Below are 18,591 nucleotides of genomic sequence, written 5' to 3'. Positions count from 1 at the left end.
CGACGCGGCCGGTCCGTCAGGTGGTGGGGCGCTGGGTCAGGTGCGTGAACGCGTCCAGGTTGCGCGTCGATTCACCCCGTGCCACGCGCCACTCGTACTCCCGGCGGATCGCGCTCGCGAAGCCGAGTTCGAGGAGGGTGTTGAAGCTGCCGTCCGCCGCCTCCAGCACCGTGCCGAGCAGCCGGTCCAGCTCCTCCGGCGTCACCACCGCGAGCGGCAGCTTGCCGGCCAGGTAGATGTCGCCGAGCCGGTCGATCGCGTAACTCAGCCCGTACAGGCGGAGGTTGCGCTCCAGCAGCCAGCGGTGCACGGCGGCGTCGTTCTCGTCGGGGTGCCGGATCACGAACGCGTTGACCGACAGCGAGTGCTTGCCGACGATCAGCGAGCAGGTCGTGGAGAGCTTGCGCGTGCCGGGGAGTTTGACGACGTACTGCCCCGGTTCCGGGCTCTCCCAGTCCAGTTCGGCGTCCGTCAGTGTCTGCTCGATGACCTTCAGCACGTCAGCCATGGTGCGAGCGTACGCGACGGCGGTGATCGTGCATCGCCGCGGTGTACACGTCCGCCGTGGCCGACGCGGCGGTGTCCCAGCCGAAGGAGCGGGCATGCCGGGCCGCCGCGCCGCCCATCCGCGCGGAGAGGCCGGGATCGTCGACGAAGCGCCGCAGGGCGCGGGCGTAGTCGGCGGGGTCGTGGCCGGGGATGAGCAGGCCGCTGACGCCGTCGCGTACGGCCACGGGCAGACCGCCGACCGCCGCGGCCAGCACCGGCGTACCGGCCGCCTGCGCCTCTATGGCGACCAGGCCGAAGGATTCGCTGTACGAGGGCATGACCAGGACGGACGCCGCGCGGAACCAGTCGGCGAGCTGGTCCTGCCCGACCGGCGGGTGGAAGCGGACGAGGTCGGCGATGCCGAGGCGGGCGGCCAGCTTCTGCAGGCCCTCGGGCTTGGCCAGGCCGCTGCCGCTGGGACCGCCGACGACGGGGACGACCAGTCGCGTACGGAGGGACGGGTCCTGCCCCACCAGCGCGGCGGTCGCGCGGAGCAGGATGTCCGGGGCCTTCAGGGGCTGGATACGGCCGGCGAAGAGCGGAATCAGGGCGTCCTGCGGCAGGCCCAGGCGGTCCCGGGCGGCGGCGCGGCCGGCGGCGGGCCGGAAGCGGTCCAGGTTGACCCCGGGGTGGACGACGGCGACCTTGCCGGGCTCGGCCTCGTAGTGGCGTACGAGCTCGTCCGCCTCCTCCGCGGTGTTGGCGATGAGCCGGTCCGCGGCGCGCACGATCTGGGTCTCGCCGATGACGCGGGCGGCCGGCTCCGGGGTGTCGCCCTCGGCGAGCGCGGCGTTCTTGACCTTGGCCATGGTGTGCATGGCGTGGACGAGGGGGACGCCCCAGCGTTCTGCGGCGAGCCAGCCCACGTGCCCGGAGAGCCAGTAATGGGAGTGAACGAGGTCGTAGTAGCCCGGGCGGTGGCCGGCCCACGCCTGCATCACGCCGTGCGTGAAGGCGCACAGCTGGGCCGGCAGGTCCTCCTTGGCCAGGCCCTCGTACGGTCCGGCGTCGACGTGCCGGACCAGCACCCCGGGGGCCAGCTCGACCAGGGGCGGCAGGCCGCCGGTGGTGGCCCGGGTGAAGATCTCGACCTCGATGTTGATCGCCGCGAGACGCTTGGCGAGCTCGACGATGTAGACGTTCATGCCGCCGGCGTCGCCCGTGCCGGGCTGGTGCAGCGGGGAGGTGTGCACGCTCAGCATCGCGATACGGCGCGGCTTGCGGTGCCCGCCGGGCAGGCGCAGCCGGGGCGGGGCGGCGAGCCGCCCGCCGAGCCTGGACACGTACTGGCTCACGTGACGGGTCCTCTCGCTGGGGGCGGGCATGGCGGCGGGGCCCACGGGAGCCCTCCAAGAGCAGCAACCACCGGAACCCGCCCTCGCATTTCCGCTTTACCAAACCATTACCGGCCAGGACTCAACCATTGACGCAGGCGAGGGCGGCCGGCGGGGGTGGTGGACCTGGGCGGTCGGGGATGCGGAGGAGAGCGCCTACCCTCTATGCCATGGTCGGCCGCACCCCTCCCCCGCCCCCGGCCCGCCGTGGGCCTCCGGTGGGCACGGTGACGCGCGGGACCACCAACCCCAACCGGCTGCGCCGCATGGACCGCTGGATAGCGGCCACGCACGGCGCGGCGCTGCGCCGCTGCGCCGACCCGGTGGCCGTGGATCTCGGGTACGGAGCCGCCCCCTGGACGGCCGTGGAGCTGCTGACGCGGCTGCGGACCGCGGCGCCCGCGGCCCGCGTGGTGGGCATCGAGATCGACCCCGCCCGGGTCGCGGCCGCGAAGCCGTACGAACGCGAGGGCCTGGCCTTCCGGCACGGCGGCTTCGAGGTCCCGCTCGACGGCCACGGCCACCGCACTCCGGGCGGGCACCACGGCCCCGCGCTGATCCGGGCGGCGAACGTCCTGCGGCAGTACGACGAGGCCGAGGTCGCCGCGGTGTGGGAACGGCTGAGCGCGCGACTGGCGCCGGGCGGGCTGCTGGTGGAAGGCACGTGCGACGAGATCGGGCGCAGGCACGTGTGGGTCGCGCTCGGGCCGGAGGGACCGCGCACGGTGACGTTCGCGACCCGGCTCGGTTCCCTGGAGCGGCCCTCCGACCTGGCGGAGCGCCTCCCGAAGGCGCTGATCCACCGCAACGTGCCCGGCGAGCCGGTCCACGCGTTCCTGCGCGACTTCGACCGCGCGTGGGCGGCCGCGGCGCCCTACGCGTCGTTCGGCGCCCGCCAGCGCTGGATCCGCTGCGCCCGCGACCTGTCGGCGGACTGGCCGCTGACGGACGGGCCGGGACGGTGGCGCCAAGGAGAGATCACAGTCCGCTGGGCGGCCCTCCGACCGACCGCGCGGGCGTAACGGCAAAACCGACGGGAACGCCTGACAGCCACCAGCCGTTTCACGATCACGCGGGGAGGGCTGTCGGTTTCTGCCGAGTCGTGGCACCATCCCGGAGTCCGTGCAAAGTTACTGACGGTTAATCACATTCGGCTGCCGACCCACGTGTCCAGAGGGGGACTTGTGAACCGACGCCGCGGCGCCACCGCACTCACTCTTGTCTGCGCGCTGTCACTGCTGGCCGCCCCCGGCCTGGCGCATGCCGCGCCAAAGCCCAAGGCGCCCAAGTCCCTTGAAGAGGTACGCAAGGAGATAGACAGCCTCTATCACAAGGCGGCAGCCGCCACCGACGCGTACAACGCCGCAGAGGAACAGGCCGAGAAGCAGTCGGCCCAGATCGTCGCACTGGCGAAGGCGATCGTCGCGGGGCAGAGCAAGATCGAGAGGCTGAAGGGCTGGGCCGGCGCCGCCGCCCGCGCGCAGTACCGCACCGGCGGCCTGCCGCCGGAGGCCCAACTGGCACTGAGTGACGACCCGCAGCAGTTCCTGGAGGGGGCCGGCCGGCTCCGCCAGGGCGAGAAGGCGACGAAGGACCTGCTGTCCGAACTCGCGCGCACGCAGGCCGACTTGCAGACGTACACCGCGAAGGCGGGCGACCACTGGCAGTCCCTCGAAGCCAACCGGGTGAAGAAGGAAGCGGCCAAGAAGCAGATCACCCGGCAGATCGCCGAGGCCAAAGCGCTGGAGTCCACGCTGGAGGCGGAGGAGCGGGCGCGGCTGCTCCAGCTGGAGCGCGACGCGCAGTTCAAGGCGCAGACGGCCTGGCTGGACTCCGGAGTCCTGAAGGAGATCAACGGCAAGGCCAGCGAGCAGGGCAGAACGGCTGTGCGGTTCGCGACGGCGCAGATCGGCAAGCCGTACGAGTGGGGGGCGGAGGGCCCGTCGACGTACGACTGCTCGGGCCTGACCTCGCAGGCGTGGGCCGCGGCGGGGCGGGGCATCCCGCGCACCTCGCAGGAGCAGCTGCGGCTGCTGCCGAGGGTGGAGCTGAAGGACATGCGGCCGGGCGACCTGATCATCTACAACAAGGACGCCAGCCATGTCGGGATGTACATAGGCGACGGAGCCATCGTCCACGCCCCCCGCCCCGGCCGGAACATCACCATCGCAGGCGCGGGCTCCATGCCGATCCTGGCGGTGGTCCGCCCAGACGCGTAGGCGGCCGGGGGCCGCCGGGAGGGCGGACGAGGCCGGGGCCGGAGCGGACCACGGCCCGGGCCGGGCGGCCGACGGAAGGCGACCCACCCAACGGGCGCCCGCACGAGCCGCCACCCACCGGCCTGCGGCCGCTGAGCCGAGGGAGCGCCCATCCCGGGCCAACTGCGCCCAAACCACCACCCGACGGCCGGTGAGCCGGGGCCGGGCCCCCGCGAGAACATGGCGCCCTGCCCACCGGCCTGCGGCCGCTTGGCCGGGGCCGCGCCCATCCCGAGGCGTCCGCCCACCACCCGGCGGCCGCTGAGCCGGGGCCGGGCCCGCCCCGGGGAGACCGCGCCCCGCAACCACCCACCGGCCTGCGGCCGGGGGCGGACCCGCAAGCGGGGCACCAGCAGCCCCGGGGCCCCGCCCCGGGGGCCGCCCCCCACTCATCAGTCAGCGGTGGAGGGACGGGAGTCCAGGGTGGGCGCAGCCCATCGCGCAGCGACGCGACCGCAGGGAGCGCCCTTGACACCCGGCCCGCAACCGCCATCATCACCAACCGGGCGGCCCCCCACCCGAACGAACTCGCCCCCGGGTCATCCAGCCGTGCCCTCCACGCAGCAGGACCATCCGCCCACGGCGCATTGATCTTCGCTTTCGCGTGATGTTCGTCATTCCCCCACACGCCCTTTCCCGGCGGATGCGGCATATGACAGGGGCGGATCTTCGTTCGCCATTCCGCATCGGCGTCCGCTAACGCTATGGTCCCGGTCTGGCGGGACGTAGATCTGCGCTCCGCCGCACCCTCGGGGGGAGGGAAGGAAACCGAGACGATGCCCGTACCCGTACCGCGGCAGAGGGACATCCCGGCCGCGGAGAGCGGTCAGGCCGGCCTGCTGCAGCAGCAGGCCAGAAGTACCAGTGACCCCGGCCTCACACTGCTGGTGATAGAGGACGACCCCGCCGGCACCTTCACCGTCCCGGACATGCTCGACGCCTCGGGCAAGCGGATCCGTATCCGTACCGCCCGGAATCTGACCGAGGCCGAGCGGCTGCTCACCGACGACGTCCACTGCATCCTGCTCGACCTCGACCTCGCCCTCCCGACCAGGGCGACCGCGGCCATCGCAGGCACAGGCACAGGCGGAGGCACAGGCACCGGCGGAGGCACCGGCACAGGCGCCGGCGCAGCCACCGCCACAGCCACCCACAACGACCAGCTCGACACGCTCCGGCACGTCCTGCGCCTCGCGCCCCGCCACGCCGTCCTCGCGCTCGCCGGCCAGGCCGACGCCGAGCGCGCCGCCGAGGCGGTCCGCGTCGGCGCGCAGGACTACCTCTTCCGCGACGAGCTCGACGGCCGGCTGCTCAGCCGCGCCATCCGGTTCGCGGTGGAGCGCAAACGCGCCGACACCGCCCAGTACAAGCTCGCCGAGTCCCGGCTGCGCGCCCAGGAGAACGCCCGCCTGGAGCGCGGCCTGCTCCCCACCCCGCTGCTGCACGGCTCCGACCTGCGCTTCGCCGCCCGCTACCGGCCAGGCCGCAGCAGGGCCCTGCTCGGTGGCGACTTCTACGACACCGTCCGTACGCCGGACGGCACCGTCCACGCGATGATCGGCGACGTCTGCGGCCACGGCCCGGACGAAGCCGCTCTCGGCGTCGAACTCCGCATCGCCTGGCGCGCGTTGACGCTCGCGGGGCTGTGCGGCGACGAGCTGCTCTCCACGCTGCAGCAGGTCCTCGAACACGAGCGGGACAACGAAGAGATCTTCGCGACCCTCTGCACGGTGGACATCGCCCCCGACGGCCGGCGGGCCGGGCTCTGCCTGGCCGGCCACCCCGCCCCGCTGATATCCCGCCCCGGACGACCCGCGCAGCTCCTCCCGTACGACAACAGCGGCCCCGCCCTGGGCCTGCTGCCGCGCGCCCGCTGGCCGCGCCGCCAGGTCGAGCTGGGCGGTTCCTGGAGCCTGATGATGTACACCGACGGCCTGATCGAGGGACGCATCGGATCGGGCACCCAGCGTCTGGGCCAGGACGGCATGGTCGACATGATCAACCGTCAGCTCGCGCAGGGCCTCGACGGTGAGGAACTGCTGGAGGCGGCCGTGGCGCAGGTGCGCGAGCTGAACGGCGGCGAGCTCACGGACGACGTGGCCGTACTGCTGCTGGACCGCGGACGCTGACGTAGGAACGCTCCCGGCGCGGATCGGCCGGGCGGGCGCGGATCAGCCGGGCACAAATCAGCCGGGCACGCATCAGCCGGGGCTGGCCTACCGCCCGCCGTTGTACGGCCCGTACGGCCCGTCGCTACTGCTGCCGCCCCGCCGGCCACTGCCACCCGACACCTGCTTGAGCGCGGGCCGCACGTCCACCATGAAAACGATGGTGGCGATCAGGCCGGCGATCTGCAGGAACAGCATCGGCACGAACAGGTTCACCACCACGGTGATGCCGAGGAGGATCAGCCAGAACGGCTTGGTCTGCTTGCCGGCGGCGCGGTACGCGTCCTCGCGAGCCGTCACGGCGAAGAACAGCGCCACCACAGCCAGGACAAGCATGGCGAGAAAGAGCAGCTGGGTGAAAAGGCCGAATCCCGAGAGCAACATGCCGTGCACCACCTAGTCAGTCAATGAAGCGCCTCGCGGCCAACGTACCCGCACAACGAACCGGGCACCCCCTGGGTGCCCGGTCCACTTACATCCCGCTGTCGCCTACTTCTCGGCCGGCGGGGTGGTCTTCTTGGCCGCGACCGGCTTGCGCGGGGCGGCGGTCTTCTTCGTGGAGGCGGCCTTGGACTCCTGCGCGGGGACCTCGGTCTTCACCTCGGCCTTCTCCTCGGCCTTCGGCTCCGGCTTCGGCTCCGCGTTCGGCTCGACCGCCACGGCGATCTCGGCGATCTCCTCGGCGGCCTCGCCGCGCCACGCGCGCACGGTCTGCTCGCCGTGCTCGGCGACCTTCTCGTACGCCTCGCGCGCCTTGACCGCGTACTCCGCGGCCACGCCCACGCTGCGCAGCGCCAGGTCCTGAGCGGACTCGCCCAGCTTCTTCAGGTCGGTGTCGATCGTGCCGAACACCTCGTTGACCTTCGCCGTGACGGTGGCCTGCGCCTCCTTGGCCTGCGCGGTCACCTTCTCCTGGACGGCCTTGGGGTCGGTGTTGCGCACAGCCTCGATACGGCCGGGCGCCTCGGCCTGGATCTTCTCGATCAGCGCCGGAACCTTCTTGGCCTGCTGCACGGCGAGGTCGGCGGTGCCGGCGGCGAAGTAGAGGGGGGTCGGGTCGGTGAGGGTCTTACGCAGGTCATCGGTGATGGCCATGACTGTGGTCCTCCCGGATCGCAGTTCGAAGTTCAGTTTGAGGGTGGTGCGGCATCACTGGGGCCGGCCGTGCGGGGGCCGTCAGCGGCGGTGTCGTATCCGGCGTCCTGGTCCGCGTCGAGCCCGTCCACGCCGAGCCCGTCCACGCCGAGCCCGTCCCCGTCGAGCCCGTTCTCCTTGCGGAAGGACGCATAGATCTGGAGCAGCACCTGCTTCTGCCGCTCGTTGATCGTGGGGTCGGCGAGTATGACGGCGCGCGTCTCGACCTCGTCCCGGTCCCGCTCGTCGAGAATCCCGGCCTGCACGTACAGCGTCTCGGCGGAGATCCGCAGCGCCTTGGCGAGCTGCTGCAGGATGTCCGCGCTCGGCTTGCGCAGGCCGCGCTCGATCTGGCTGAGATACGGATTGGACACCCCGGCGGCTTCGGCAAGCTGCCGCAACGAGAGCTGGGCGGAACGCCGCTGCTCGCGCAGATACTCACCGAGATTGCCGACGTTGAGTGATGCCATGCTGCGATGGTGCAACACTAGCGCTAACTTTTGCAAGCACATGCTTGCAAAAGTGCGCCACTTCACGCATTCGCCTTGCCCGGTACGGGACCCTGTGCCGCTTCCGACGCCTGATTCTCAGCCGGGTTGCTTGGCCATGACGACCAGACCCGGCCCGCTTTGCTCATCTGCAGGGAGCCGAAGTTCGGCGACCGGGCGCAGTCCAGCCTGCTCGATCAGGTCCACGAGTTGTTCCGGCCGCCATTTGTGTGTCGTCCAACGAACGGGTACACCTCCGTAGGCCTCGGTGCGCACCGCGTCTTCGTCGCCGACGTGTGTTGCGGTGATGAAGTGTCCGCCTGGCTTCAGGGCGCGCGCGAACAGGGCGAGAACCTGGGGAAGGACGTCACGGGGGAGGTTGAACAGTGACCACCACCCGAGCACGCCGCCAAGGGACGCTTCACCAAGGTCGAGGTCGGTGGCAGAGGCGACGCTGAAGCGGCATTGCGGATGAAGACGGCGCGCGTTCTCGATCATGCGAGGGGAGAGATCGACCCCGGACACGTCGAGTCCGCGTTCGGCAAGGTAGGCGGTCACCGTTCCGGGTCCGCAGCCGACGTCGAGGACAGGCCCAAGCTCGCTCACGGTGTCAGCGAAGGCGTCGATTGATGCCTTGAGCCATGGATGGCTACGGATGTCGCCGAATCCCGTCGTCACCACCATGTGGGCGTAGTTGTCGGCCACGCGGTCATAGGACTCACGGACCACGTCGAGATCGGCTGGCCGGTCAATATGGTGGGCGCGCATCAGCCAACGATAGTGCGCGACGGACAACGGGGACTGGGGAGCGCCGGCCTGTACGCGAACGGGGCGGCGTACTCCGACGTGGTGTCGGTGTACGCCGCCCTGGCGTGGAGCGGGTTGCGGGAGGTGGCCCGCGTGGTCATGGCGGTTACTTCGGGTCGCGGTTGAACTGCGCCTTCGACCAGCGGTAGCCGAGGACGGTGAGGCCGAGGCACCACGCGATGGTGATCCACCCGTTGTTGCCGATCTCGGTCCCGAGGAGGAGTCCGCGCAGGGTCTCGATGGCCGGGGTGAACGGCTGGTACTCGGCGACCGGCTGGAACCAGCCGGGCATGGAGCTCAGCGGGACGAAGGCGCTGGAGATCAGCGGCAGCAGAATCAGCGGCATGGCGTTGTTGCTGGCGGCCTCGGCGTTGGGGCTGCCCATGCCCATGCCGACCGCGATCCAGGTGAATGCCACGGCGACCAGTGCGAGCAGTCCGAATGCGGCGAGCCATTCCAGGACGGTGGCGTCGGTGGAGCGGAAGCCGATGGCCGCGGCGACGGCGCCGACGAGGACCACGCTGATGATCGCCTGCATCACGCTGCCGGCGACGTGCCCGAAGAGCACCGAGCCGCGGTGGATGGCCATGGTGCGGAAGCGGGCGATGATGCCCTCGGTCATGTCGTTGGAGACGGAGACCGCGGTGCCGACCACAGTGCTGCCGATGGTCATCATCAGGATGCCGGGGACGATGTAGGCGATGTAGTCGGCGCGGTTCCCGCCGCCGATGCCGGCGCTCATGGTGTCGCCGAAGATGTAGACGAACAGCAGCAGGAGCATGATCGGGGTGAGCAGCAGGTTCAGGGTGAGGGACGGGTAGCGCCGGGCGTGCAGGAGGTTGCGGCGCAGCATGGTGGACGAGTCGCGGACGGCGAGGGTGAGGGAGCTCATCGGGCGTTCTCCTTGGGCTGGTTGGGGATGCAGGCGCCGCCGGTGAGGGCGAAGAAGACGTCGTCGAGGTCGGGGGTGTGCACGGTCAGCTCGTCCGCCTCGATGCCGGCCGCGTCCAGCCAGTCGAGGATGGAGCGCAGTTCGCGTTGGCTGCCGTCGCTGGGGATCTGCAGCGACAGTGCCTCGTCGTTGGGGGCACCCCCTGCTCGAGCGGAGCCGAGAACTTGGGGGACGGTGACCTCGCGCAGTGCGGAGGCGGCCGACTGGTAGGCGGCCGGGTCGGCGAAGCGCAGGCGGACGTGTCCGCCGGGGACCAGCCGCTTGAGTTCCCGGGCGGTGCCCTCGGCGGCGATCTTCCCGTCGTTCAGGACGGCGATGCTGTCGGCGAGTTCGTCGGCCTCCTCCAGGTACTGGGTGGTGAGGAAGACGGTGACGCCGCCGGTGACGAGTTCGCGGATGATCTGCCACATGTTGTGACGCGAGCGCGGGTCGAGGCCGGTGGTGGGTTCGTCGAGGAAGATGATCCGCGGGTCGCCGACCAGGGTCATCGCGATGTCCAGGCGGCGTTTCATGCCGCCGGAGTAGGTGGAGGCGGGCTTCTTCGCGGCCTCGACCAGGTCGAACCGCTCCAGCAGTTCGGCGGCGACCCGCCGCCCCTCCCGTTTGGACAGGTGGTGCAAGTCCGCCATCAGGAGCATGTTCTCCTCACCGGTGATCAGCCCGTCGACCGCGGAGAACTGCCCGGTGACACCGATCGCGGCACGCAGGGCGTGTGGGTCGGTGGCGAGGTCGTGGCCGCCGACGCGGATCTCACCGGCGTCGGCGGTGATGAGGGTGGAGAGGATCTTGACGGCGGTGGTCTTGCCGGCGCCGTTCGGGCCGAGCAGGGAGAAGATCGTTCCTTCGGGGACGGTCAGGTCGATGCCGTCGAGGACGGTCTTGTCGCCGTAGGACTTGCGCAGCCCGTTCGCGGCGATGGCCACATCAGTCATGAGGGGGACTCCTTCTGCCGGCTGCGGATTACAGGCTGCGGGCGGTGATGTCGCCGTAGGCGGTGGTCGCGTGGATGTTCAGACCGGCGGCGGCGCCGTCGGTGTTCTTGAGCGCGTTGTTGACCCGGCCGTATCCGGTGCCGGCGTCCAGGGAGGCGGAGACTCCGCGGGCGGCCCCGACCGAGATCTCGCCGTGCTCGGTGCGCAGTACGACCGCGCCGCGCACGGCCTCGGTGACGTGGATGTCGCCCTTCTGGGTGCTGATCTCGGCAGCATCGGTCAGGCGGCCGACCGTGATGTCGCCGGCGCTGAGGGTGAGGCGGGCGCTCGCGGCCTCGTCGAGCTTCACCGTGCCCTGCGCGCCCTCGAAGGCCACGTCTCCGAGCCGCCCGACGCCCCGGAACTCGGCACGGGCTGCCTTCGCCTCGATGCGGGAGCCGGCGGGCAGCTGGACGGTCACCTCGATGGATCCGGAAGGACCGAGGATCCGGTTCTTCGCCGCCGGTACCTCGATCCGCAGCACGCCGTCGCTGTAGGCGACTTCGGTCTGCTCGGCCGTCTTCACGTCGCGGCCCTTCGAGGCGTCCTCGGGCAGGACCTCGACCGTGGTGTCGGCCCGGTCGGCGGCGATGAACCGGATGCGTCCCGCGGGGATGTCCAGGACGGCTGAGACTGCGGCGGGGGTGTCGAACTTCTGCATCGTGCTCTCCTTCGGCCCGTTGTTTCTGATGATGGAAAAGCTACGTTGCATTCACTGATCTGGCAACACGTTCGTTGCGCGCGATTGCCATCACTGCAGGTAAAACGAGAGAATTCATTGCAATGGCCTGAGACCTAACGCAACAACCCTCCCCGCATTCATTGCAATGAATTGACGATGAACGCTATGGTGGGGGCACCAAGGAGCACGAAGGAGACCGTGATGCCGGGAGGCAGGCTCACTCAGCAGGAACGTCAGCAGATCGCACTGGGGCTGGCCGACGGCCTCGCCTACGCGGAGATCGCCAGACGTCTCGATCGTCCGACATCGACGATCACGCGCGAGGTGATGCGCAACGGCGGCCCCACCGCCTACCGCGCCGACCTCGCCCACCGCGCCACCGAACGCCGCGCCCACCGGCGCCGGCAGACCGCACCCCGGGGGCCCGAGTCGCCCCCGCAGGCACATGGACGCGACGCCGAAGCCGTGCGCGAGTACGAGGAGGTGTTCACCACCGCCCTCATGGGATCGGGCCTGCCCAAGATGATGTCCCGGGTGCTGACCTGCCTCTTCACTACCGACGCCGGCAGCCTCACCGCGTCCGAACTCGTCCAGCGCCTCCAGGTCAGCCCGGCGTCCGTCTCCAAAGCGATCTCGTACCTCGAGAGCCAGGACCTCGTGCGCCGGGAACGCGACGAACGCCGCCGCGAGCGCTACGTCGTCGACAACGACGTCTGGTTCCAGTCGATGATGGCCAGCGCCCGGTCCACCGCCCAGCTCGTCGAGACAGCACGGCAGGGCGTCGGCATCCTCGGCCCCGACACCCCGGCCGCCGACCGCCTCGAGAACATCGCCCGCTTCCTCGACTTCGTCAGCGAGGCCATCACCCGCGCCGCGGAGCAGGCCCGCGACGTCCTCCACACGCAACCCGAAACGGCCTCGAACGGCGCTGCCGCGCCGAGTTCGGACGGCTGAAGGACGACCGGTGGACATCCGGCGGATCCCCCCGCGCCGCACGACGCCTCGGCGGGCGCGCCGCGTGACCAGCGCCCAAAGGGTCCACGGGCCTATGCGAAAAGCTGACCAGACGTACCGCTGAAGCTGGTTAGATCGAGCCAGGCGACGCCGACGGAAACCGCGAAGGCGGCCCCGCCCGACAGAGCCCGACAGAGGGAGACACGATGAGCATGGCCACGAGGACGGACACGCAGTCGCCTGCGCTGCACGCTGCGGACAGCCACGATCTGATCCGCGTGCACGGCGCGCGCGTGAACAACCTCAAGGACGTCAGCATCGAGCTCCCGAAGCGCCGGCTGACGGTGTTCACCGGCGTCTCCGGCTCGGGCAAGAGCTCCCTGGTGTTCGCCACGATCGCCGCGGAGTCACAGCGGATGATCAATGAGACCTACAGCACCTTCGTGCAGGGGTTCATGCCGACGCTCGCGCGGCCCGAGGTCGACGTACTCGACGGGCTGACGACGGCGATCATCGTCGACCAGCAGCGGATGGGTGCCGACCCCCGCTCCACGGTCGGCACCGCCACCGACGCCAACGCGATGCTGCGCATCCTCTTCAGCCGGCTCGGGAAGCCGCACATCGGCCCGCCCAGCGCGTACTCCTTCAACACCGCCTCGGTCCGGGCGAGCGGTGGGTTCACGGTCGACCGCGGTGCAGCCAAGACCAAGACGGAGAAGGTGACCTTCAACCGCACCGGCGGCATGTGCACGCGCTGCGAAGGCCGGGGCACGGTCTCCGACATCGACCTCACCCAGCTCTACGACGACTCCAAGTCGATCGCCGAGGGCGCGTTCACCATCCCCGGCTGGAAGTCGGACAACGTGTGGACCGTGGGGATCTACGCCGAGTCAGGCTTCCTCGACCCGAACAAGCCGATCGCCAAGTTCACCAAGAAGGAGATGCAGGACTTCCTCTACCGCGAGCCGACCAAGGTCAAGGTCAACGGGGTCAACCTCACCTACGAGGGGCTGATCCCCAAGATCCAGAAGTCGTTCCTGTCCAAGGACAAGGAGGCGATGCAGCCGCACATCCGTGCGTTCGTGGAGCGGGCGGTCACCTTCACCACGTGCCCTGAGTGCGGCGGCACCCGGCTCAGCGAGGGGGCACGGTCGTCCAAGATCAAGCAGATCAGCATCGCCGACGCGTGCGCAATGGAGATCCGCGACCTGGCCGAATGGGTCCGCGGCCTCAAGGAGCCGTCGGTGGCGCCGTTGCTCACCGCGCTGCAGCAGACCCTCGACTCGTTCGTGGAGATCGGCCTCGGCTACCTCTCGCTCGACCGGCCGGCGGGCACGCTGTCGGGCGGCGAGGCGCAGCGCGTCAAGATGATCCGCCACCTCGGTTCCTCGCTCACCGACGTCACCTACGTCTTCGACGAGCCCACCATCGGCCTGCACCCCCATGACATCCAGCGGATGAACGACCTGCTCCTTCGACTGCGGGACAAGGGCAACACGGTGCTGGTCGTCGAGCACAAGCCCGAGGCCATCGCGATCGCCGACCACGTCGTCGACCTCGGCCCCGGCGCGGGTACGGCGGGCGGCACCGTCTGCTTCGAGGGCACCATCGAGGGGCTGCGCGCCAGCGACACCATCACCGGCCGCCACCTCGACGACCGGGCCGCACTCAAGGACACGGTGCGCAAGCCCACCGGCACGCTGGAGATCCGCGGCGCCACGCGCAACAACCTCCAAGGCGTCGACGTCGACATCCCGCTCGGGGTGCTGTGCGTCGTCACCGGCGTCGCCGGCTCCGGCAAGAGCTCACTGATCCACGGCTCCGTCCCCGGCTCCGCGGGCGTGGTGTCGGTCGACCAGGCACCAATCAAGGGCTCGCGACGGAGCAACCCGGCGACGTACACCGGACTGCTCGACCCGATCCGCAAGGCGTTCGCGAAGGCCAACGGCGTGAAGCCGGCGCTGTTCAGCGCCAACTCCGAAGGCGCCTGCCCCACCTGCAATGGCGCCGGCGTCATCTACACCGACCTGGCGATGATGGCCGGCGTCGAAACCACCTGCGAGGACTGCGAGGGGAAGCGCTTCCAGGCATCGGTCCTCGAGTACACCCTCGGCGGCCGCGACATCAGCGAGGTGCTCGCAATGTCGGTGACCGAGGCCGAGGAGTTCTTCGGCGCCGGCGAGGCGCGCACGCCGGCCGCGCACCGCATCCTCGACCGGCTCGCCGACGTCGGGCTCGGCTACCTCAGCCTCGGCCAGCCGCTCACCACGCTGTCCGGCGGCGAGCGGCAGCGGCTCAAGCTGGCCACCCACATGGCCGAGAAGGGCGGCGTCTACGTCCTCGACGAGCCGACGACCGGTCTCCACCTCGCCGACGTCGAGCAGCTGCTCGGCCTGCTCGACCGGCTCGTCGACTCCGGCAAGTCGGTCATCGTCATCGAGCACCACCAGGCGGTCATGGCACACGCCGACTGGATCGTCGACCTCGGCCCCGGCGCCGGCCACGACGGCGGCCGGATCGTCTTCGAGGGCACCCCCGCCGACCTCGTCGCCGCCCGTCCCACCCTCACCGGCGAGCACCTCGCGGCCTACGTCGGCGCCTGACCGCGAGTTCGGCGGCCGGTGCTTCACCCACGTGCGTGGGTGAAGCTCTCGGACTCCCTGCATCTCCCCGCATCAGCGAAACCCGCACAGCGGGATGGCGTGAGCGCGATGATTTCGGGGCGGCGCGGCAGTCTCTATTGCCGTACACCCGGAGTTGAGAATGAGGAGCGAGTCCCATGCGCATCGTGATCAGTGAGTTCATCAGCCTGGACGGCGTCGTGCAGGCGCCGGGCGGACCCGGCGAGGACACCGACGGTGGCTTTGCCCACGGCGGCTGGACGCATCCGTTCTTCGACCCGGAGGTGGTGGGCGGCGCCTTCGACGACGCGATGAGCAAGGCCGAGGCGCTGCTGTTCGGCCGCCGTACGTGGGGGACGATGGCCGCGGCGTGGCCCGAGCGGGCCGGCGACCCGTTCGCCGACCGGCTGAACGCCATCCGGAAGTACGTCGTGTCCAGCACGCTGGGCGACGACGAGCTGACGTGGGACAACACCAGTCGCATCCCCGGCGACGAGGCCGTCGCCCGCATCCGGGAGCTGCACAAGACCGACGGCGGCGACCTGTTGGTCATGGGGAGCCCCACGCTCGTGCGCACCCTCCTGAGCGAGGGCCTGGTCGACGAGCTCCGGCTCATGATCATGCCGGTGCTCCTCGGCGGCGGTAAGTCGATCTTCCCCGACGACGGTGCGCTGCGCACGCTCGAGCTGGTCTCCACGGTCATCAGCGGCACGGGCGTGCACGTGTGCACCTACCGGCCGGTCATCGAGCAGTAGGTCGCGGCGGGGCGCCGGGACTCCCTTGCGGCAGGGTCACTCCCGGTGCCCTTGCAGACACAGGACCCAGTCCGCTTACAGTCCTCGGTCGTGACCGAATCGACGCCGAGCTGCTGGGCAGGGCCGGGCTCACCGTCGACGCCCGGCTGATCCGCGAGCCCGACGAGAGCGAGAGACCCCGGCAAGGACAGCAGGCCTTCTTCCTGGCCCACAGACCCAAGTAGCTCCTGCTCCTGCTGCTACTGCGCCGGCGGTCGGGTGGGATGCCCGTCGAACCAGAGTTTGTGGACCGCTATTTCGAGGGTGGACTCGGTGTCCAGGACGCCTTCCAAGGGGCGGACCCGCCGTTGCAGGAACTCCCACAGTTCGGTGTCGTCGGCGACCAGGACCTGGGCGAAGACATCCGCCCGGCCCAGCATCGTGGAGACGTAGCTGACCTCCGCGTACGAACAGAGCGCGGCAACGACCGCGTCGTGGTGCTCGGGGGCGACCCGCAGGAACAGCAGGGCCAGCCGGCCGTGGCGGAACCGGCCGGGGTCCGCGAAGGCGGCGATCTTGAGGATGCCCGCCTCCTCCAGGCGCCGGAAGCGGCTGCGCACCGTGCCTTCGGAGACGTTCAGTGAGCGGCCGATCTCACGGAATGCCCGGCGCCCGTCCTGTTCCAGCTCGGCGATGATCGCGCGGTCCAGGTCATCCAGTTCGGTCATGCCCCCGATCCTAGAGGGATCCCGGGCGCAAGACCCGATGTGGATCATGCATTGCGCAGCAGTCCACCCGCAGGCGCCCTGATTGCGCACCCAGACCCGCTCACGTCTCCGCATCGCGCAGTCGCAAACTATTGAACTTGCGCATCGCGCAGCGTACGGTTCCGTTCATAACGCAATGCGCGCCCACGCCGGCCCATAGATCCGCATTGCAGAGCGTGAGACCTTCCTGGATGCGCAAGGAGACAGTGATGCCGACGCCCGAGCCACCCCACTTCGCCTGGCCCCACGGGGCCGAAGCAGCTGTGTCCTTCACCTTCGATGTCGACGCGGAGGCCGGCTGGCTCGGCGAGGGTGAGTCCTACGCCAGCCGGCTGACCACCCTGTCGGAGGGCCGGTACGGCGTGGTCCGGGGCATGCCCCGCATCCTGCGCCTGCTCTCCGAGCACGGCATACGCGGCACGTTCTTCGTGCCCGGTCACACCGCCGAGCTGTATCCCGGCACCATCCAGGACATTCTGGAAGCAGGCCACGAGGTGGGACACCACGGCCATATGCATCTGCGCAGCGACAAGGCCACCCCGGCCGAGCAGCGCGCGGAGATCGAGCAGGGGCTGGCCGCACTGGCCGGGGCGGGGGCGCCGACACCGGTCGGATACCGCTCCGCCTCCTGGGAGTTGACCCCCGAGACGTTCGACCTGCTGATCGAGCACGGGTTCGACTACGACTCCTCCTGCATGGGGGACGACCGGCCGTACTACGAGGTCCACGACGGCAGCACGCTGCTCGAACTGCCGGTCCACTGGTCGCTCGACGACTGGCCCCGGTACGGCTGGAACATCGACACCGGAGGCAACACCGCCCCGCCCGGGGAGCTCTACACCTCCTGGCTGGCCGAGTACACGGTCGCCAGGGCCGAACGGCGGCACGTCGTCTACACGATGCACCCCGAAGTCATCGGCCGTCCGCAGCGGTTCGTCGAGCTGGTGCGACTGATCGAGGAGATCAGTCGTGTCGGCGGTAGCTGGCAGGCTCCGCTCGCCGACGTCGCCGCGCACGTCCGGCCGCTGCTCTCCGCGCCGCGATGAGCGCCCGGCACACGCGGTTCGTCTCCACCGCGGTCACTCCGCGGGAGCGCGGACGGGAGTTCGGCGAAACCTGGCGTTCGCAAGTGGCCGGGACGGTGGACGCGTACCGCGTCCTCTTCACCCGGTCCGGAGTCAGCGGCCTGGACGGGCCGGGCGCTGCGGCGCTCGCGGCGGCCGAGGAGTGGGCGCCGGACCTGGCAGCGGAGATCAGGGGGATCGCCGAGGGCGCTGCCCTGCCGGTGACCGCTGTCGCGGCCATCAACGCCAGGACGGAAATCCTGGCTGGCCGCGCCGTCCGCCCGCCCGCTTCCGTCCCCGGCCCGGGGTCGGGGTCGGGGTCGGCCTCGGTACGGGCCCCCGCCCCTGGTGAGTGCACCACGCTCGTGGCACTGCGCGGTCCGGGCGAGGAGCCGCTGGCCGTACAGAACTGGGACTGGTACGCCGGGCTCGCGGACAACTGGCTCGAGTGGGAGATCCCGCACGCCTCCGGGCGGCGCACGGTCACCCTCACCGAGTACGGAATCGTCGGCAAGATCGGCATCAACGACCGGGGCGTCGGCGCGCTGTTCAACATCCTGCACCACCGGCACGACGGCGGAGCGATCGGTGTGCCGGTCCATGTGGTGGCGCGGCGGCTGCTGGACGAGGCCGGCTCGGTGACCGACGCGCTCAGAATCCTCGGGTCCGCGCGCGTGTCGGCGTCCACCACCATCACCGCGGTCGGGGGGCTGCGGGCCGGAAAGACGGCGATCGCCACCGAGCTGTGGCCCGGCGGCCCCGGGCACGTACTGCCCGACCCCGACGGACTGCTGCTGCACACCAACCACTTCCTGACGCAGCCGGGCGCTCCGGGCGACACCGAACCCGTGACCGCCCCGGACACGCTCGTCCGTTACGAGGTGCTACGGCGCCGACTCACCGGGCGCGGCCCCGACCTGACCGAGGCCGAGGCACGGGAGGCCCTGAGCGACCACACCGGTCCTGTCTGCGTGCACGCCGCCTCCGGCCGGCCGGACGAGTTCCAGACGCTGGCCACCGCCCAACTCGACTTCACCACCTGCGGACTGCGCATCAGCGCCGGCCCGCCCTGCGAAGCAACTCCCTCCCGAGCGACAAAGGAGTGATC

At 70.5% G+C, this 18,591-nt stretch carries 18 protein-coding genes; 8 read left to right on the top strand and 10 right to left on the bottom strand.

What is annotated here, in order from left to right:
- Positions 1–16: 16 nt before the first annotated feature.
- Together ACWV17_RS18820 and mshA are read right to left on the bottom strand one after the other, a co-directional pair.
- Entirely contained in the window at positions 17–508 is a 492-nt protein-coding gene (locus ACWV17_RS18820) for a YbjN domain-containing protein (protein ID WP_455360654.1), read from the bottom strand.
- On the bottom strand, positions 501–1,844 hold the full coding sequence (gene mshA, locus ACWV17_RS18815; protein WP_455351015.1) for a D-inositol-3-phosphate glycosyltransferase: 1,344 nt from the start codon (positions 1,842–1,844) through the stop codon (positions 501–503). Before mshA ends, ACWV17_RS18820 begins: the two co-directional genes overlap by 8 nt.
- Before the next feature lie 209 nt (positions 1,845–2,053).
- On the opposite strand from mshA, the gene ACWV17_RS18810 reads away from it, so the two are divergent.
- The 3 genes from ACWV17_RS18810 (at position 2,054) to ACWV17_RS18800 (ending at position 6,270) form a co-directional block, all read left to right on the top strand.
- Positions 2,054–2,905: a class I SAM-dependent methyltransferase gene (locus ACWV17_RS18810; RefSeq protein ID WP_455360653.1), complete on the top strand. Its 852-nt coding sequence runs from the start codon at positions 2,054–2,056 to the stop codon at positions 2,903–2,905.
- Between the two features lie 162 nt (positions 2,906–3,067).
- Positions 3,068–4,102 carry an NlpC/P60 family protein gene (locus ACWV17_RS18805; RefSeq protein ID WP_455351013.1) on the top strand — a complete coding sequence of 345 codons (1,035 nt, stop codon included), beginning with the start codon at positions 3,068–3,070 and terminating at the stop codon, positions 4,100–4,102.
- Between the two features lie 815 nt (positions 4,103–4,917).
- Positions 4,918–6,270: a PP2C family protein-serine/threonine phosphatase gene (locus ACWV17_RS18800; RefSeq protein ID WP_455360652.1), complete on the top strand. Its 1,353-nt coding sequence runs from the start codon at positions 4,918–4,920 to the stop codon at positions 6,268–6,270.
- A gap of 87 nt (positions 6,271–6,357) precedes the next feature.
- Here the strand turns inward: ACWV17_RS18800 and ACWV17_RS18795 are convergent, their stop codons facing one another.
- From ACWV17_RS18795 to ACWV17_RS18765, 7 genes are all read right to left on the bottom strand, one after another.
- A complete protein-coding gene (locus tag ACWV17_RS18795; protein WP_455351469.1) occupies positions 6,358–6,693 on the bottom strand; it encodes a DUF2516 family protein in 336 nt (111 codons plus the stop codon).
- 105 nt (positions 6,694–6,798) lie between these two features.
- The gene (locus tag ACWV17_RS18790; protein WP_455360651.1) at positions 6,799–7,404 is read right to left on the bottom strand and encodes a hypothetical protein; all 606 of its coding nucleotides are present in this window, start codon (positions 7,402–7,404) and stop codon (positions 6,799–6,801) included.
- A gap of 32 nt (positions 7,405–7,436) precedes the next feature.
- Positions 7,437–7,913: a helix-turn-helix domain-containing protein gene (locus ACWV17_RS18785; RefSeq protein ID WP_455360650.1), complete on the bottom strand. Its 477-nt coding sequence runs from the start codon at positions 7,911–7,913 to the stop codon at positions 7,437–7,439.
- A gap of 117 nt (positions 7,914–8,030) precedes the next feature.
- On the bottom strand, positions 8,031–8,699 hold the full coding sequence (locus tag ACWV17_RS18780; protein WP_455360649.1) for a class I SAM-dependent methyltransferase: 669 nt from the start codon (positions 8,697–8,699) through the stop codon (positions 8,031–8,033).
- 145 nt (positions 8,700–8,844) lie between these two features.
- Positions 8,845–9,630 carry an ABC transporter permease gene (locus tag ACWV17_RS18775; protein ID WP_455360648.1) on the bottom strand — a complete coding sequence of 262 codons (786 nt, stop codon included), beginning with the start codon at positions 9,628–9,630 and terminating at the stop codon, positions 8,845–8,847.
- A complete protein-coding gene (locus ACWV17_RS18770) occupies positions 9,627–10,622 on the bottom strand; it encodes an ATP-binding cassette domain-containing protein (protein WP_455360647.1) in 996 nt (331 codons plus the stop codon). The genes ACWV17_RS18775 and ACWV17_RS18770 overlap by 4 nt, the downstream gene beginning before the upstream one ends.
- Positions 10,623–10,650: 28 nt before the next feature.
- Complete coding sequence (locus tag ACWV17_RS18765) at positions 10,651–11,322, bottom strand: DUF4097 family beta strand repeat-containing protein (protein WP_455360646.1); 672 nt, start codon at positions 11,320–11,322, stop codon at positions 10,651–10,653.
- 222 nt (positions 11,323–11,544) lie between these two features.
- On the opposite strand from ACWV17_RS18765, the gene ACWV17_RS18760 reads away from it, so the two are divergent.
- The 3 genes from ACWV17_RS18760 to ACWV17_RS18750 all read left to right on the top strand — a co-directional run bounded on the left by ACWV17_RS18760 (position 11,545) and on the right by ACWV17_RS18750 (position 15,673).
- Positions 11,545–12,297 (top strand): helix-turn-helix domain-containing protein, encoded by a 753-nt coding sequence (locus ACWV17_RS18760; RefSeq protein ID WP_455360645.1) that lies wholly within the window; start codon positions 11,545–11,547, stop codon positions 12,295–12,297.
- Between the two features lie 206 nt (positions 12,298–12,503).
- Positions 12,504–14,900 carry an ATP-binding cassette domain-containing protein gene (locus ACWV17_RS18755; protein WP_455360644.1) on the top strand — a complete coding sequence of 799 codons (2,397 nt, stop codon included), beginning with the start codon at positions 12,504–12,506 and terminating at the stop codon, positions 14,898–14,900.
- 176 nt (positions 14,901–15,076) lie between these two features.
- Positions 15,077–15,673, top strand: coding sequence for a dihydrofolate reductase family protein (locus ACWV17_RS18750; RefSeq protein WP_455360643.1), 597 nt, complete (start codon positions 15,077–15,079; stop codon positions 15,671–15,673).
- Positions 15,674–15,912: 239 nt separating this feature from the next.
- Here the strand turns inward: ACWV17_RS18750 and ACWV17_RS18745 are convergent, their stop codons facing one another.
- Complete coding sequence (locus ACWV17_RS18745; RefSeq protein WP_455360642.1) at positions 15,913–16,380, bottom strand: Lrp/AsnC family transcriptional regulator; 468 nt, start codon at positions 16,378–16,380, stop codon at positions 15,913–15,915.
- 248 nt (positions 16,381–16,628) lie between these two features.
- Here ACWV17_RS18745 and ACWV17_RS18740 point away from each other — a divergent pair, with 248 nt between their 5' ends.
- Positions 16,629–17,465 carry a polysaccharide deacetylase family protein gene (locus ACWV17_RS18740; RefSeq protein ID WP_455360641.1) on the top strand — a complete coding sequence of 279 codons (837 nt, stop codon included), beginning with the start codon at positions 16,629–16,631 and terminating at the stop codon, positions 17,463–17,465.
- On the top strand, positions 17,462–18,589 hold the full coding sequence (locus ACWV17_RS18735) for a C45 family autoproteolytic acyltransferase/hydolase (RefSeq protein WP_455360640.1): 1,128 nt from the start codon (positions 17,462–17,464) through the stop codon (positions 18,587–18,589). The genes ACWV17_RS18740 and ACWV17_RS18735 overlap by 4 nt, the downstream gene beginning before the upstream one ends.
- Positions 18,590–18,591: the final 2 nt, after the last annotated feature.

This window comes from Streptomyces mabaensis (assembly GCF_053763515.1).
Note: the sequence above shows the minus strand (reverse complement) of the source record. Positions and strands in the feature narration are given on the sequence as shown.